Source organism: Rhizobium sp. CG4, from assembly GCF_023701965.1.
Classification (GTDB): domain Bacteria; phylum Pseudomonadota; class Alphaproteobacteria; order Rhizobiales; family Rhizobiaceae; genus Agrobacterium.
In genome coordinates this window covers 204,699-218,504 of the sequence record NZ_JABAEG010000004.1, presented here as the reverse complement: position 1 = coordinate 218,504, position 13,806 = coordinate 204,699, and the positions used below count along the sequence as shown (strand labels likewise).

Annotated in this window: 12 protein-coding genes; 3 read left to right on the top strand and 9 right to left on the bottom strand. The window is 53.9% G+C overall.

Translation table 11 applies throughout. The features are described from left to right. Window positions 1–7 precede the first annotated feature (7 nt). From deoC to HGO37_RS14300, 7 genes are all read right to left on the bottom strand, one after another. Entirely contained in the window at window positions 8–967 is a 960-nt protein-coding gene (gene deoC / locus HGO37_RS14330) for a deoxyribose-phosphate aldolase (RefSeq protein ID WP_192490718.1), read from the bottom strand. Window positions 968–986: 19 nt separating this feature from the next. Continuing rightward, a complete protein-coding gene (gene rbsK, locus HGO37_RS14325; protein ID WP_250983885.1) occupies window positions 987–1,925 on the bottom strand; it encodes a ribokinase in 939 nt (312 codons plus the stop codon). Between the two features lie 25 nt (window positions 1,926–1,950). Then, window positions 1,951–3,033, bottom strand: coding sequence for an aldose 1-epimerase family protein (locus HGO37_RS14320; RefSeq protein ID WP_250983884.1), 1,083 nt, complete (start codon window positions 3,031–3,033; stop codon window positions 1,951–1,953). Between the two features lie 4 nt (window positions 3,034–3,037). Further along, window positions 3,038–4,036, bottom strand: a complete 999-nt coding sequence (locus HGO37_RS14315; protein WP_250983883.1) for an ABC transporter permease — start codon at window positions 4,034–4,036, stop codon at window positions 3,038–3,040. Between the two features lie 14 nt (window positions 4,037–4,050). After that, the gene (locus tag HGO37_RS14310; RefSeq protein WP_192490714.1) at window positions 4,051–5,028 is read right to left on the bottom strand and encodes an ABC transporter permease; all 978 of its coding nucleotides are present in this window, start codon (window positions 5,026–5,028) and stop codon (window positions 4,051–4,053) included. A gap of 13 nt (window positions 5,029–5,041) precedes the next feature. Further along, window positions 5,042–6,541 (bottom strand): sugar ABC transporter ATP-binding protein, encoded by a 1,500-nt coding sequence (locus HGO37_RS14305; protein ID WP_250983882.1) that lies wholly within the window; start codon window positions 6,539–6,541, stop codon window positions 5,042–5,044. A gap of 73 nt (window positions 6,542–6,614) precedes the next feature. After that, window positions 6,615–7,661 (bottom strand): autoinducer 2 ABC transporter substrate-binding protein, encoded by a 1,047-nt coding sequence (locus tag HGO37_RS14300; RefSeq protein WP_192490712.1) that lies wholly within the window; start codon window positions 7,659–7,661, stop codon window positions 6,615–6,617. 342 nt (window positions 7,662–8,003) lie between these two features. On the opposite strand from HGO37_RS14300, the gene HGO37_RS14295 reads away from it, so the two are divergent. Continuing rightward, window positions 8,004–8,732 (top strand): DeoR/GlpR family DNA-binding transcription regulator, encoded by a 729-nt coding sequence (locus HGO37_RS14295; protein WP_250983881.1) that lies wholly within the window; start codon window positions 8,004–8,006, stop codon window positions 8,730–8,732. Window positions 8,733–8,941: 209 nt separating this feature from the next. On the opposite strand, the gene HGO37_RS14290 is transcribed toward HGO37_RS14295, so the two are convergent. Beyond that, window positions 8,942–9,982: a porin gene (locus tag HGO37_RS14290; RefSeq protein ID WP_250983880.1), complete on the bottom strand. Its 1,041-nt coding sequence runs from the start codon at window positions 9,980–9,982 to the stop codon at window positions 8,942–8,944. A gap of 921 nt (window positions 9,983–10,903) precedes the next feature. Here HGO37_RS14290 and HGO37_RS14285 point away from each other — a divergent pair. Next, complete coding sequence (locus HGO37_RS14285) at window positions 10,904–11,458, top strand: TetR/AcrR family transcriptional regulator (RefSeq protein WP_250983879.1); 555 nt, start codon at window positions 10,904–10,906, stop codon at window positions 11,456–11,458. Window positions 11,459–11,563: 105 nt separating this feature from the next. Here the strand turns inward: HGO37_RS14285 and HGO37_RS14280 are convergent, their stop codons facing one another. After that, window positions 11,564–12,166 carry a TetR/AcrR family transcriptional regulator gene (locus HGO37_RS14280; protein WP_192490708.1) on the bottom strand — a complete coding sequence of 201 codons (603 nt, stop codon included), beginning with the start codon at window positions 12,164–12,166 and terminating at the stop codon, window positions 11,564–11,566. 638 nt (window positions 12,167–12,804) lie between these two features. On the opposite strand from HGO37_RS14280, the gene ftsZ reads away from it, so the two are divergent. Further along, window positions 12,805–13,758 carry a cell division protein FtsZ gene (gene ftsZ, locus HGO37_RS14275; RefSeq protein ID WP_192490707.1) on the top strand — a complete coding sequence of 318 codons (954 nt, stop codon included), beginning with the start codon at window positions 12,805–12,807 and terminating at the stop codon, window positions 13,756–13,758. The last annotated feature ends 48 nt before the right edge of the window (window positions 13,759–13,806 follow it).

Genomic DNA, 13,806 nt, shown 5'->3' with positions numbered 1-13,806 from the left:
TCAGTCCTTATGCGGCAGCGTGGTGATGAGCGCTGGAGTAGCGGCCCGTTACGAAATGTTCGAGCTGCCGCTCGATATCGCCAAGCATCGAGCTGGCACCGATGCGGAACAGATCAGGTTCCAGCCAGCGATTGCCCAACTCTTCTTTCATCAAGGTGAGCCAGGACAGCGCGTCCTTTGCAGTTTTCAAGCCGCCGGCAGGTTTGAAGCCAACCATCTGGCCTGTCAGTTCGCCGTAGTCGCGCAGAGCACGCACCATGGTCAGGCTAACCGGCAGCGTAGCATTTACTTCCTCTTTGCCGGTCGAAGTTTTGATGAAGTCGGACCCCGCCTGCATCGCTACCATCGAGGCACGATAAACATTGGTCAGCGTGTTGAGGTCACCCGTTGCCAGAATGGCCTTCATATGGGCATCGCCGCAGGCTTCGCGCATCGCGGCGATCTCGTCATAAAGACCGGTCCAGTTCTGCGTCAGAACGAATTCACGGGTGATGACAATATCGATCTCTTTTGCGCCCTGGTCGACGGCATAACGGATTTCCGCCAGTCTCTGGGGAAGCGGTGTCAAACCGGATGGAAAACCTGTCGCGACGGACGCAACTGGAATTTTCGTTCCTTCCAGGGCCTTAACTGCGTGCGCGACCATTGTCGGGTAGACGCATACCGCGCCGGTGGTAATGCCGGCATCGGCGAGACCAAGTGCCTCCAGAATATCGTCGCGGACCGGGCGGCGCGCCTTGGCGCAAAGGCGGCGGACGCGCCCGGCCGTGTCATCGCCCGACAAAGTTGTCAGATCGATGCAGGTGATGGCCTTGATCTGCCATGCGACCTGATATTCCTTTTTGATCGAGCGCCGCGCGGTGATTGTCGATGCCCGCCGCTCGGAGGCACTGCGATTGACAGTCACATCCTCAAACCATTCCGGCTTGAGGGGTGTGCCATTGTTTCGTGGAAAGTTTTCGCTCATTTTCTGTCCATTCTTGAGATCAGGCGCTAACGGCAGCATGTTCGCGGCAAAATGCCTCGAACTCTTCGACGCTGGCGTAGGCCTTCTGTGTTCCGGGACGGGTGATGGAGTGGGCCGCGTAAAGCGACGCCTTTTTTAAGGAAGAAACGACGTCGCCAGTTTCTGCGTAGAACCGGGCAAAAGAACCGATAAAGGCATCGCCTGCCCCGGTAGTATCTTTTGGCGTGACTTTAACCGGGGCGATGTTGACGATTTCCGTTGCGGTAATCATGCGCGCGCCGCGTCCACCCAGCGTCACGATGACGGTGCGAATACCGCGTGCGATCAGTGAACGGGCAGCCGTGACAATGTCATCATCGGTATCGGTTGGCAGACCCGACAGCAGCGCCAGTTCGCTTTCGTTCGGGACAAGGAAGGTGACCTGACGGATACGTTCCGGGTTGAGATCGGCCGCCGCCGGGGCCGGGTTGAGAATAGTCTCAATACCGTTTTTGGCTGCAAACTCTATCGTGTGATAGACAGTTTCAACCGGCACTTCCATCTGCATCAGAATGAGGCCGCATTGTTTCAGATCGGACGCTGCCTTGTCGACTTCCGCAGGCAGAAGATCGGCATTGGCGCCCTTGACGATAAGGATCGAGTTCTCGCCCGATTGCTCTACAAAAATCGGTGCGACGCCGCTGGAGCGGCCAGCAATCTTTTCCACATGGCGGGTATCAACGCCAAAACTTTTCAGATTGCGAATGGTGTTGTCGGCAAACACATCGTCGCCGACACGGGTCACCATCATCACATCGGCACCGAGGCGAGCCGCTGCAACGGCCTGGTTGGCACCTTTGCCGCCGCAACCCATTTCGAATGTTGGTGCTTCTAACGTTTCACCCGGTCCCGGCATGCGGTTCACATAGGTGATGAGGTCGACCATGTTGGAGCCAACGACCCCGATTTTCTTGCTCATGATGAACTTCCCTGAATATGCTGTTTCAAAGAGTGCCGATCCTGGCGCCGAACTGCTCGGCGGCGGCACGGTCGAGATAACCGAGCCGCACCGGAAAGATCTTGCGTTCGCCCGGCGAAAGGATCTGCACGTTGTTTTTGGCTTTTTCCGCCAGATAACCCTCGGGTTCGCAGGTCGAGGGCAAGGCAAAAGCGGCGACTTGCGAATCTCCGTTCACCAATATCCAGCGCACTGTTTTGGGGAAGGCGGCCAGTGGATAGGAGATGCCGAAGCCATCGCCCTCGTTTCGCTGCATCATCAGATGCGTCTTTCCATCACCATCTTGCGGCAGGCCATTGATGTAGAACACCTGTTCGGGATCATAGCGCTGTGGTTCATCCAGCACTTCCATGGCGGATGGTTTTTTTGCCAACGTGTCCAGAAGTGACAGGTAATCGGGGTTGGGTTTGACATGGCCGGGCACGGCTGTGCGCACCCTCACCTGTTCCGGCGTATAAGCCACCGGCTGAACGATGCGAGCGCCCTTGGCGTACGCAAAGTTCACATGGCACATATACATCAGATCCATGGGTGCCGATGACAGGTTTTCGATATCCATGAATATATCGAACAGCGTATCCTCTGCATGCAGTGTTACACTTGGCCGCGCCAGATAATTGGCCCCGAAGCCCATGACATATTCTATTTCGCCGGCGACACGGATAAACGCGCCGCGTTCATCGTGACCGATGACGAAACCGGCCTTGTCCATGGACGCGCAGGGCATTTCGCCGTGCAGAGCGTGATTGTCCTCTGGTGATGGGCAGCCGTTGCGCAACATGCCGCTGTGAAATGCAAAGCAACCATAGGTCTCAACGATCGTGCCTGCTGGCCGCGGCATGGCAAAACGGCTACCCATTGTCAGATCGACGCCATCAAATTCGACACTCCAGATCATCTGTCCCATGAAGGGCAGGATGACGATGCGGCCGCGACGGTTCTCGATCTGCAACGCCTCGATGCCGGTGGCGTACCGGAACGTCGTGACCTTGAGCCCATCGGCTGAGGCCAGAAGATGCGGAACCTCGGTGAAGTCCTGTCTGCGAAGATTAAATTCTGTCTCCTGCATTGGATCACCTGCCGGGGTTGCGCCATGCATTGATGGCGATGACGAGAATAAGGAAACCGCCCCAGATGAAATCGATGAGGTGGTTGGAGAACCGCATCATCTGGAAGCCTGAGGAGAGCAACATGAGGGCAACGAGCGCAATGGCGATGCCGAGAACACGGCCTTTGCCGCCAGCCGGATTGGTGCCGCCAAGAACGGCGATCAACACGGCCTGTAGGAGATAGGATGCACCGTAATCAGATTTGGCAGCATTGGTGCGCCCAGACAGAATGATACCCGCCAACGATGCCAGCACACCTGTTAGCATGTAGGAATAGAGCATCATCCGGTCTTTGCGGATGCCGGCAAATACGGCCGCACGCGGATTGGTGCCGATCAGCATGAGATTGATACCAAGCGTCGAGCGCGTCAGCAGCACAGCGACAATCAGGCAGACCACAATGAACAGGATGAAGGGCGTGGCGATACCAAGGATCTTGCCATTGCCGATCCAGTTCCATGCGTCGGGAAAACCGACAATGGCCGGGCCGCCAGTCATGACCAATGCCAGTCCCATCAACACCTGACCAGTGCCCAGTGTGGCCAGGATCGGGGTGATACGCAGTTTGGCAACCAGCAGGCCATTGACCAGACCGGCCACCAGACCAACCGCCATGGCAATCAGAATGCCAAGGCCGGTGTAGAATATCATGCCCGAGGTGGAAGATTGCCCCGCCTGAACCATGGTGGAGTGGAAATAGACACCGGCAATGATGCCTGCGAGATTGGCAATGCCAACCACGGACAGGTCAATGCCGCCCGTCAGCATGGCAATCATCATGGCGATGGAGAGGATCCCCAGTTCCGGCATGATGTAGCTGATGGATTCAAAGTTGTAGTAGTTCAGGAACTTGCTGGGATTCATCCAGGTCATCAGCGCAAAAACGATGACCGTGATGACAAGCAGCTGCAGGATGTTGTTGTCGTTGCCGAGAAGCCGGCGCATGTCGAACGAATTTTTCATGATGCGCTCTCCCCTCACGCTATGCTTTTACGATCACGCCATGCGGTGATGGCGGTGGCGACGATGATGATCAGGCCGACGACGACCTTCTGCCAGGTGGTGTCCACCTTCATGATGATCAGTGAGTTCTTGACCATCACCAGCATGAAGACGCCCATCAAGGTACCGAGCACAGTGCCGCGCCCACCGAAGATCGATGCGCCACCAAGAACCACGGCCGCAATCACATCCAGTTCGAGACCAACAAAGTCACGCGGGTTTGCAAGCCAGATCATCGAGGAGTGCAGCAGGCCGGAAAAACCCGCCAGAGCGCCGGCAACGCAGTAGACAAAGAAGATGGTTGCACCGGTGTTGAAACCGACACGCTTTGCCGCCTCAGGCGAACCGCCATAGGCATACACACTGCGCCCCATCATCGTGTAGTTTAGGATGAGGTGAATGACCAAAGCCAAGCCTAGATAGACCAGGAACATCGCTGTCAGACCAAAGGTCGAACCTGTGGCAGACGTCAGCGAGATCACGTCGGTCTTGCCAAAGCCGATCAGTTCCTTCGGCATCTTGTTGATATTCACAATGCTGGTGCCAACGAGACCGAGAACCAGACCACGCACAATCGAACCGGTGCCCAATGTTACGATCAGCGGGATCATCTTGAAGCGGTGAATGATGAAACCGTTGAATGCACCGAGCGCCAGACCGATCAATGTCGCAGCGATAAAGGGAATGAGAACGCCGTCGTAACCGAGGTAAACCATGGCACGCACGGTCAAATACATTGCGGCAATGGCAAAGGCGGTAAACGAGACGTCGATGCCGCCGGAAATCATCACCAGCAATACGCCAAGCGCCATGATGCCGATGACGACATTGGACCGTAACAGGCCGAAGATGTTATCGAGCGACCAGAAAGCCGGGTTGATAAGGCCGATGATGATCATCGCTGCAAGCAGGACGCAGGCGATAATGAATTCTGTGCTTTTGACGAATTTCATGTTCTTCGGCCCCTCAATTCAACGTCTTGAGCCGGTCATTCACGGCATCCTCGGTCATGGTGTCTCCCGACAATTCGCCGACGAAACGACCCCGGTGCATAACCAGCACGCGGTTGCAGTTCTGAACCAGTTCCGGCACGTCGTCGGAAATCATCAGCACGGCCAGACCTTCCTTTTCGGCGAGCCTACGGATGATGTTATGGATCTGCGCCTTTGAGCCGACATCAACGCCCACTGTCGGCCCGTTGAGGATCAGAACCTTGGCACCTGTCAGCAGCCAACGGGCGAGAACCACACGTTGTGCGTTACCGCCGGACAGATGGTTGACCGGCGTATGCGGTCCCGGTGCGACGATTTGCATTGCCGAGAACATTTCACGGGTCGTGTCGTCGGCCTTCTTGCGGTTGATGAAAAACCCGCGAACAAATTTCTCGATCGACGTCACAATGATGTTGCGCTCGATCGACTGTGTGAGGAACAGGCCTTCGGTCAGGCGGTCTTCCGGCACATAGGCGATGCCACAGGCAATGCCGTCCTGCACTGTCTTTGGATGAACTTCTCGGCCTGCCACACGCATGGACCCGGTAAAGTCAGGGCGCATGCCAAACAGCGCCAGCGCAAGTTCTGTACGACCTGAGCCGATCAGGCCGGAAATGCCGACGATTTCACCGCGCCGCAGTGTCAGATCGGCATTTTCGACCGATCCCGGTACGGTCAGATTTCGCACTTCAAGTGCCGGTGCATCAGCGCCCTCGAACGGTACCCAATGGTAACTGTGAGCGGCAATGTCCTGCCCGGTCATCGCACGGGTAATGGCTGGCTCGTCGAACTCGGTGATTGGGCCTTCAGCCACCTTCTTGCCGTTACGGAAAACGGTCAGACGTTCGCTGATTTCAAGCATTTCGCGCATCTTGTGGCTGACGAACAGCACGGCGATGCCCTGCGCCTGGATATCGCGGACGATCTTGAACAAGGCATCGACTTCATGGCGTGTCAGCGCTGTGGTTGGTTCGTCCATGATGATCAAACGGGCATCGGCCATAAGCGCTCGGGCAATTGCCACGATCTGTTTGCCAGATGTCGGCAGGCTTTCCACGTCAGCATCAAGATCAATCGTCACGCCAAGGCGGTCGAGAGCTTGTTGTGCCATTTCGCGCACACGCCGCCAGTCAACCGTTTTACGTCCCTCCATCAGGAAGGTGTTGATCGACAGGTTCTCGGCGACCGTCAGGTTTCCGAACAGCGAGAAATCCTGGTAGATCACCTGGATACCGTGATGAACGGACTTGACCGGATCAAGTTTGCCGACCGGCTTTCCATCGATCAGGATTTCGCCGTCTTCGGGTGTGTAAACCCCCGACATGATCTTGATGACGGTGGATTTACCGGAGCCGTTTTCGCCGGCAAGGCAGTGTATTTCGCCCGGGCGGATGCTTAGCGACACGTCGTCAAGCGCTTTCACGCCGCCAAACCGCTTGCCGATATGGCGCAGTTCGATCAGATTTTCAGTCATAAGGGCCTCGTAAAAGGCTAAGGGAACGCGGATGTATAAGGAGAGAGGGTTACCCCTCCCTCCGTGATTAAGATCAGAAGTCGTACTGATCCATGTTGTCCTTGGTCACGCCGACCCAGCCTGCGCCATAAAGCAGGTGTGGATTGGCGGCATCAGGAACCAGCAGGCTTTCGTAACCTGGCAGACCGAGATTGAGACCGGCCTTGATCTGGTCGTTCTTCTTTTCAAGAACCGCGACAGCCAGCATGTTCATGGCATAACCAGCAACGGCCGGATCCCAGAACTGGATGTACTGAATGTTGTCGTTCTTGAGATATTCGCCAGCAACGGAAACCAGACCCGTACCTGCAAAGAACACCTTGCCCGACAGACCACCTTCGGCGATCAGACGGCCAGCACCTGCGGAGGTTGGCATTGGCGCGCCGAGAATACCGGTGATATCCGGATAGGTGGTCATTGCTTCCTTGAGTTTGTTGTAGTCGGTGTTGGCGTCGTCGTAGGTTTCCAGACGCTCAGTCACCAGCGACATCTCAGGGAAGTTGGCCTTCTGGTACTCGATGGCACCATCAACCCATTCCATCTGCGACTTTGACGTCAGACCGCCGACGGTGGCAACATATTTGCCCTTGCCGCCCATCGACTTGCCGAGTTCCTTCATCAGGTTGGCGCCGTAAGCCTTGTTGTCAAAAGCCTCGATATCGAAATCGACATTCTTGATGTTGGATGCTTCGTGGCTGATGACGACAATGCCACGATCACGCGCTTTTTTCAGCACCGGCTCAACGGCTTCCACCGAGAATGGCACGACAGCGATAGCGTCAACGCCCTGTGCGATCAGGTTTTCGATGATTTGAACCTGTGCAGCGGCGTCGGCCTGGCTAGGACCAACCATCCAGACGTCATTTTCAGTATCGCCCTTGAACTGCTCGACTCCTTCGCGCATGCGGTCGAACCAGGCGATACCGTCCACTTTGACGACGGTTGCGATGGTGTATTTCTTGCCGCTTGCCGAAGTGATCAACTCCTTGTTGACCTTCGACGTATCTACGGCGCTCTGCGCGAAAACAGCCGACGCAGAAAGCGACGCAGCAAGCGCGATGGTTGCGAAGATTTTTTTCACTGACAACTCCTCCCTATGAAACCACAATGGGTCACGCCTTTTACGGCAGTATCACCCGATAATGTTCGATCTCTAACGTCGGCAATCGCTTGTCGCGCGCCTGACGCCTCCTCACTCTCCCGGAGAGGCTTCCCATGCCCCAATTACCGAAGGATCGATGTTTGACCCAGAAACCTGTTGTTTTCCTCTCCCGATAATGCGAATTATAATGTTACAATCCGATCATTATGTTTCGATCGTTTCATGTTTGGTGTTCTCTTGTCAAGCTCAGGGAAGGGCAATTGCTAAGAAAGTAACATCACAATATGAAGCGCAGTTGGGACAAACCACAACGGAGATACGGTGAGCAGAGTAAGTGCACGCAATGCCAGGCTGGATGCGCTGGCTCTTCTTGTTCAGGAAACGGGTGTGTTACGGCTTCGGGACGCAGCGTCCCGGCTTGGCGTGTCCGAAATAACCATCCGCCGTGACATTGCCACCGATAGCGATCAGCTCAGTTGCCTTGGTGGTTATATCCTTCCTTTCCAAGACGGTGCGGTCGGCAGCGATTATGTGCTCGATCAGGAAAAGGACAGCCACGCTGTCGCCAAAGCGCGAGCTTGTACCGCAGCAGCGGCGCTGATTGAACCCTACGATACGGTGTTTATCGATTGCGGTACGACAACCCCACATCTGGCGCGGCAGATTCCAGCCAATGCGCATCTAACGGTTATCTGTTACTCGCTCAACGTTGCCGAGGAACTGGCACGGCGCAATGATGTACGCCTGATTATGCTCGGCGGGGTTTACCACGCGGAAGCGGCTTCGTTCTCAGGCGACGAAGGCATCGACGTGCTGCGGCGCATCAATATCAACAAGGCGTTTTTGTCTGCTGGTGGTCTCGACGAGCAACACGGGGTGACCTGCTCGCATTTCCACGAGGTGCCGATCAAGCAGATGGTCATGCAGCGCTCTGTCCAAAAGCACCTCGTGGTCGATAGCAGTAAGTTCGGCAAGGTCAGGGCGGCACGTTACGCCTCGATCAGTGATTTCAATTCGGTGATCGCCGACCAGCCTGCCCCTTGGTCCTGAAAACGCCCGGCCTCTGAGATTTATGCCGCCAAGACAGTGTGTTTGGTTGGATAACCGCGACGGAATTGCTGAACTTCGTATGCACGGCATCAGGTTATCAGTCCGGAACTGATGTCCAACCATCAAGTGTCTGTTCCCGCTTCTGAATCACAAAAAACATAAAAGCCCGGCATTGCTGCCGGGCTTTCACCAATCGACTTGAGGTCAGATTAGAACGAACGGGTCAGACGAACCCAACCGGAAGTGTTGTCGCCTTCAAAGTCAGCGTCGGTGTAGTCAACCGTTGCGCCAACCTTCAGACCCTTTGCCAGCTGGTATTCAGCCAGAAGGCCAACGCCCCAGATGTCTTCGCCGCCCTGTGTGCTCCAGTAAGCAGCAGATGGAGTGACTGTCAGCTTTTCAGTAGCCTTCAGAGCGTACGAACCGGAAACAGTCCACTCGTATGCACCCTGGTCGCCCTTGAGGTATGGATCATCGCTGATGCCGCTAACGTAAGCGTTAGCACCGGAAGACCAAGCAGCGCCGATGTTCAGTTCGCCTGGGCCAACTGGAGCAACGAGAGTTACGTATACAGTGCCTTCTTCGTTTTCAGCGTCATATGCGCCGCGTACAGCAAGGTTTGCTGCACCGAAGTCAACCTGGCCGTAAGCCTGGATACCGAATTCGTTACCAGCGGCTGCAGCATAGTTGTGGACGTTGGAGATATCGTCGATGCCGAGACCGATGCGGAACGAGCCAGCGTCGTACAGGTAGCTGATGGTGTTGAAGTTGGTCTGGTTATCCCAGTCGTCCAGCTCGCCGTTGATGCCGATGTCGTCCCACCATGTGAGAGCCTTACCAGCCTTCAAACCACCGATGGTGATGTAACCCTGCTCAAGCGATGCGCTGGAAGAAGGAGCAGAACCTTCGGAGCTGTAGTTGCCCTGCAGGCGGATGTATGTGCCGATGGTGCCGAGCTCAGAGTCGGTCTTCGTGTCGAAGAAGATACGGCCACGAGTAGCAGAGTACCAGTCGCTGGTGCTGTTTGCACCAACGTCTTCACCGAAACCAACGGTGAAACGAACTTCACCACCGATGCGCAGGCAGGTTTCAGTGCCTGGGATGTAGAAGTAGCCAGCGCCGAAAGCGTCGCAAACGCGAACATATTCCAGGGGCTCTGGCTCAGCAGCGACGATAGCGTCAGCGGCCTGTGCGCCAGAAACTGCTGCGAGTGCTGCAGCGGAGCCGATGAGAAGGCTCTTGATGTTCATATTGACCTCCAGTCAAAGAAAAAGGTGAGTTTTGACCCGATTTGTGAAAAAATATTCCCGAACCCAAACCCGCAAATTTGAGAAGTGAGTTGCCCCTCTTCCTGAGTCTGAAAATACTGAAAAGACCTATAGTTGCAATTGGGTTCCTCTGGGAATGGCCTTTGTCTCACCCGCTTCATGGAGGTGTGTGGCGAAAGAGAAACAAAAGTTACGACTTGGCATGAATCGTCACTTAATCGCATATGCAATTGAAAAAGCAGAATATTAGGTGAGGAAATATTTGAATAGTCACTTAATGTTGCTCCCCGATGGAGTATCGGGGAGCCTTGACTAAAGGCCAATGCGCTTTTCGAGGGGGCGTTGCCAGTGGATTGGAAAAGCTCCACGCAGTAACCAGCTTGAGTTGTATATTACTTTCATTTTGCTGTCTCTAGGGATTCGAAAAAATTGTGGATGAAATGGAAAAATATTTCACTGACTAACAGCATCCGTCACTTAGCGCTGAAAAATCAAAATAGAATCAGTGCGCCGCCGATCGTCGCCTCATTCGCACAGCCATGGCATTCGATTGAGCGAAGTCATGCGTCACGAAATACCAAGTCAGAAATGAAACATGTTTGCGAGAATGCTCGGGCGATCAGAGACCGGCAGCAGACCGATTCGGTTGCTGTTGATTTGTTTCCACGGAAACGAATCCATTCTTCGACATCTCAAACAGGTGAAAAAAGCGGCGCTGTCCGATCTGCGTCTGCACCAAATCGAGCACATCCTGCCAAGCTGTAGGGTTGTGTTTCCTGCAACCAAAAAGATTTCATGCGTTTAACGCCACAAACACACAGTCTGACTTATGAGACAGATGACCCGGTCACAAATTTTTGATAAGAGACAGGATGAGGGTGACAGGGAAACAAATAAAAATCAATGAGTAGAAACAGACGCATTTGCCCCAATGATGTCCTAGATGCAGCAGAACGGGTGGTTCTAAAATCGGGCTCGTCCGGGCTTTCGATCGATGCTGTCGCAAAAGAAGCTGGTATCAGCAAATCTCAGGTCGTCTACGATCATAAAACAAAGAGCGGCCTTCTCGAGGCCTTGGTGGATCGGCAACTTCAAAGAGATGGCGATTTTGTCAAAGAGTCTGTGGCGTCTTGCTCTGAGACACAACATCCAGAACTTTTTGGTCGGATAAAAGCTGCTGCAACAGGCTGGGAGGAGGCGGAACGTGCTGTCTGCATGGCCGTCAGCGCCTCGCTTTCAAGCGATGACCGTCTGCAAGAACTTATGCGACAATGGCAGCAAAATGATCTTAACGCGATTAAAGCTGGACCTAAGCCACGCGCTGCTCTTGTAGCCTACATGGCGCTTTCCGGATTTTCCTGCATGGAATTGTTCGGTTTTCACAAATGGTCAGACGAAGACCGCGAGGCGCTGCTCAGTGATATCAGAAAGATCTATGAGACATTTCCCGACGAGTAGGCACTGTCGGTAAAGATTGGCCAAGGGCTATGTCTTTATGTCATTCAGATAGGAATAAGCCGGGTTACCGAAGATAAATAACATCGGCAACCCGTTGCATTTATTTCAGCACGCTTTTGCCAAGGGGGCGGAAGCGCCTATGTCCATGACCTGTTTCATGAGGTTGAGAATATTGTCGACCCTGGAAACAAGCACGCGATATTCCGTCGTCGCCACAATGGCCGGGTGGCACACGGCCAAGAAGATATCTGCCAATGCTTCCGAAAATCTCTCAGCGTCGGACAGTTCCATATCTTCTATCACCTGCGGGCATGCGTCGAGAATGCGGCTCCTCATGATGTCAGATACATTTTCGGTCGAGAGAATATTTGTCAAAATATAGAACAGTTCTGGTTCGTCCTGCGACATATGCGAGAGATCGCCAAGAATGTTCAGGGGTAAAGCGCGCAGCCTTTCTTTTGGCGTAACACCAGCGATAACCTGCACCGGGCGCAATCTCTGTTCGACAACGGCGTATGCAAGATCGAGCTTGGAGCGAAAATGCTTGTGAATATTGGCTGCCGACATTTTCAATGTTTCAGCAATACTGGTGATCGAAGTTTGCTGATAACCCATTTTTGCGAATGATCGTTCTGCTTCAAAGAGAATGATTTGGCGGGTTATTGCCCCTTTTCGCCGGGATCGAACTTCACTTTTAAGTTCCGTCATCAAAATTCTCGTTTTCAGATGTCACCTGCTCTTGGGACGGCACGTTGGTGCCCTCATACGTCAGGGATTTGGCTAAAAAGAACGAACGTTCGTATTCACTAATAGCAAAAAAAATTGACGACGCAATAATCAAAATTTCATGTCGTTGGAATTTTCGCCGACCAATTTAACCTGCTACAAAAAATGAGAAATACGCAACATGCCGGTAAATACGCTGCTGATATATGAATCGATAAACATGTTTTCCACCCTGCTCGACAAATAAGTTCGCAAGCGAATCAAACGCTGCAGAGAGAAATTCGGGCGGCCGATCAGCGATACGAAGCGACATTGAACATATGATGTCGGCGTAAATCTGATGCGATTTGATCAAATGGTCAGGGTTTCAAGGCCCCATATTCATGCTTTCCGTAAACCGGAATAGTAAAAGGCCTGTGGCTGAGAAACTGGAAATTCCCCGTCTATTGCAAGGGGTTCAGCCTCACGGTCACTCTGCGCCTCATAGTAAATATACGATCGTGCTTGGGACGAGAGGCGTAGGACAATGTCTCCGCAAACAAATGCAGTTCAAATGACATAGTGCATCAGATGCAAATCTGATAGGTGATGTCCGCAAAAGTTAGTTAACGAGGAATAAAATGCAGCATATGAACACCTCCCCTACCGCTCCCAAAATTGCCGTCATCGGTGTTGGCGGCGGCGGCGGCAACGCAATCAACAACATGATTGCGGAGGCTGACTATGGTGTTGATTTTATGGCAGCAAACACGGATGCGCAGGCGCTTAAAAACACCGCTGCCAAACGTTTTATTCAACTTGGTCCTGAACTGACCGGTGGGCTTGGTGCTGGCGCTGATCCTGCAATCGGACGGCAGGCGACGATCGATACCATGGACGAAATCATGGATCATCTTGCCGGCTACGATATGTGTTTTATCACTGCTGGCATGGGCGGTGGAACCGGTACAGGTGGAGCGCCGGTGATTGCTCAGGCATGCAAAGAAAAAGGCATCCTGACAGTCGGCGTCGTGACGCTGCCATTCAGCTTTGAAGGCACCAAACGCCTCAAGGCGGCACAACAGGGTGTTGATGGACTGCTTGCTGCAGCAGATATTGTGATCGTTATTCCGAACCAGAACCTACTGAGAATCGCCAATCCCGGCACGACATTCGACAGTGCGTTGAAAATCGCCGACAAGGTTCTCGCCTTGGGCGTGAAGTCCATAACGGATCTCATTCTCCGCGACGGCTTGGTCAATCTCGACTTTGCAGACGTGGTCTACGTCATGAAGGGCGGCGGCCGTGCGCTAATCGGAACCGCCGAAGCGCGTGGGGAAAACCGTGCATCGCTCGCAGCGGCTGAAGCAATCTCCAACCCACTATTGGGCTTGCCGTCACTGAAGCATGCACGCGGCGCGCTTGTTTCAATATCCGGCGGTAGAGACCTGACGCTTTATGAGATCGATGAAGCCATGACACTGGTTCGTGAAGCCGTGAGCGAAGAAACGGACGTGGTTATGGGCGCTTCTTTTGACCCGACACTTGAAGGAGCCTTCAAGATTTCGGTCGTCGCTACAGGTCTTGAAGACTGACATTGCGATTTTTTTTGCGAGGCGCCGGTTTTTTAGACGCGGCCAGCC

What these genes read in the sequence shown, in the direction of transcription:
- HGO37_RS14305 (WP_250983882.1), bottom strand. Translation starts at nt 6,541, where the DNA reads ATGACTGAAAATCTGATCGAACTGCGCCATATCGGCAAGCGGTTTGGC.
- deoC (WP_192490718.1), bottom strand. Translation starts at nt 967, where the DNA reads ATGAGCGAAAACTTTCCACGAAACAATGGCACACCCCTCAAGCCGGAA.
- HGO37_RS14285 (WP_250983879.1), top strand. Translation starts at nt 10,904, where the DNA reads ATGAGTAGAAACAGACGCATTTGCCCCAATGATGTCCTAGATGCAGCA.
- ftsZ (WP_192490707.1), top strand. Translation starts at nt 12,805, where the DNA reads ATGCAGCATATGAACACCTCCCCTACCGCTCCCAAAATTGCCGTCATC.
- HGO37_RS14280 (WP_192490708.1), bottom strand. Translation starts at nt 12,166, where the DNA reads ATGACGGAACTTAAAAGTGAAGTTCGATCCCGGCGAAAAGGGGCAATA.
- rbsK (WP_250983885.1), bottom strand. Translation starts at nt 1,925, where the DNA reads ATGAGCAAGAAAATCGGGGTCGTTGGCTCCAACATGGTCGACCTCATC.
- HGO37_RS14320 (WP_250983884.1), bottom strand. Translation starts at nt 3,033, where the DNA reads ATGCAGGAGACAGAATTTAATCTTCGCAGACAGGACTTCACCGAGGTT.
- HGO37_RS14290 (WP_250983880.1), bottom strand. Translation starts at nt 9,982, where the DNA reads ATGAACATCAAGAGCCTTCTCATCGGCTCCGCTGCAGCACTCGCAGCA.
- HGO37_RS14315 (WP_250983883.1), bottom strand. Translation starts at nt 4,036, where the DNA reads ATGAAAAATTCGTTCGACATGCGCCGGCTTCTCGGCAACGACAACAAC.
- HGO37_RS14310 (WP_192490714.1), bottom strand. Translation starts at nt 5,028, where the DNA reads ATGAAATTCGTCAAAAGCACAGAATTCATTATCGCCTGCGTCCTGCTT.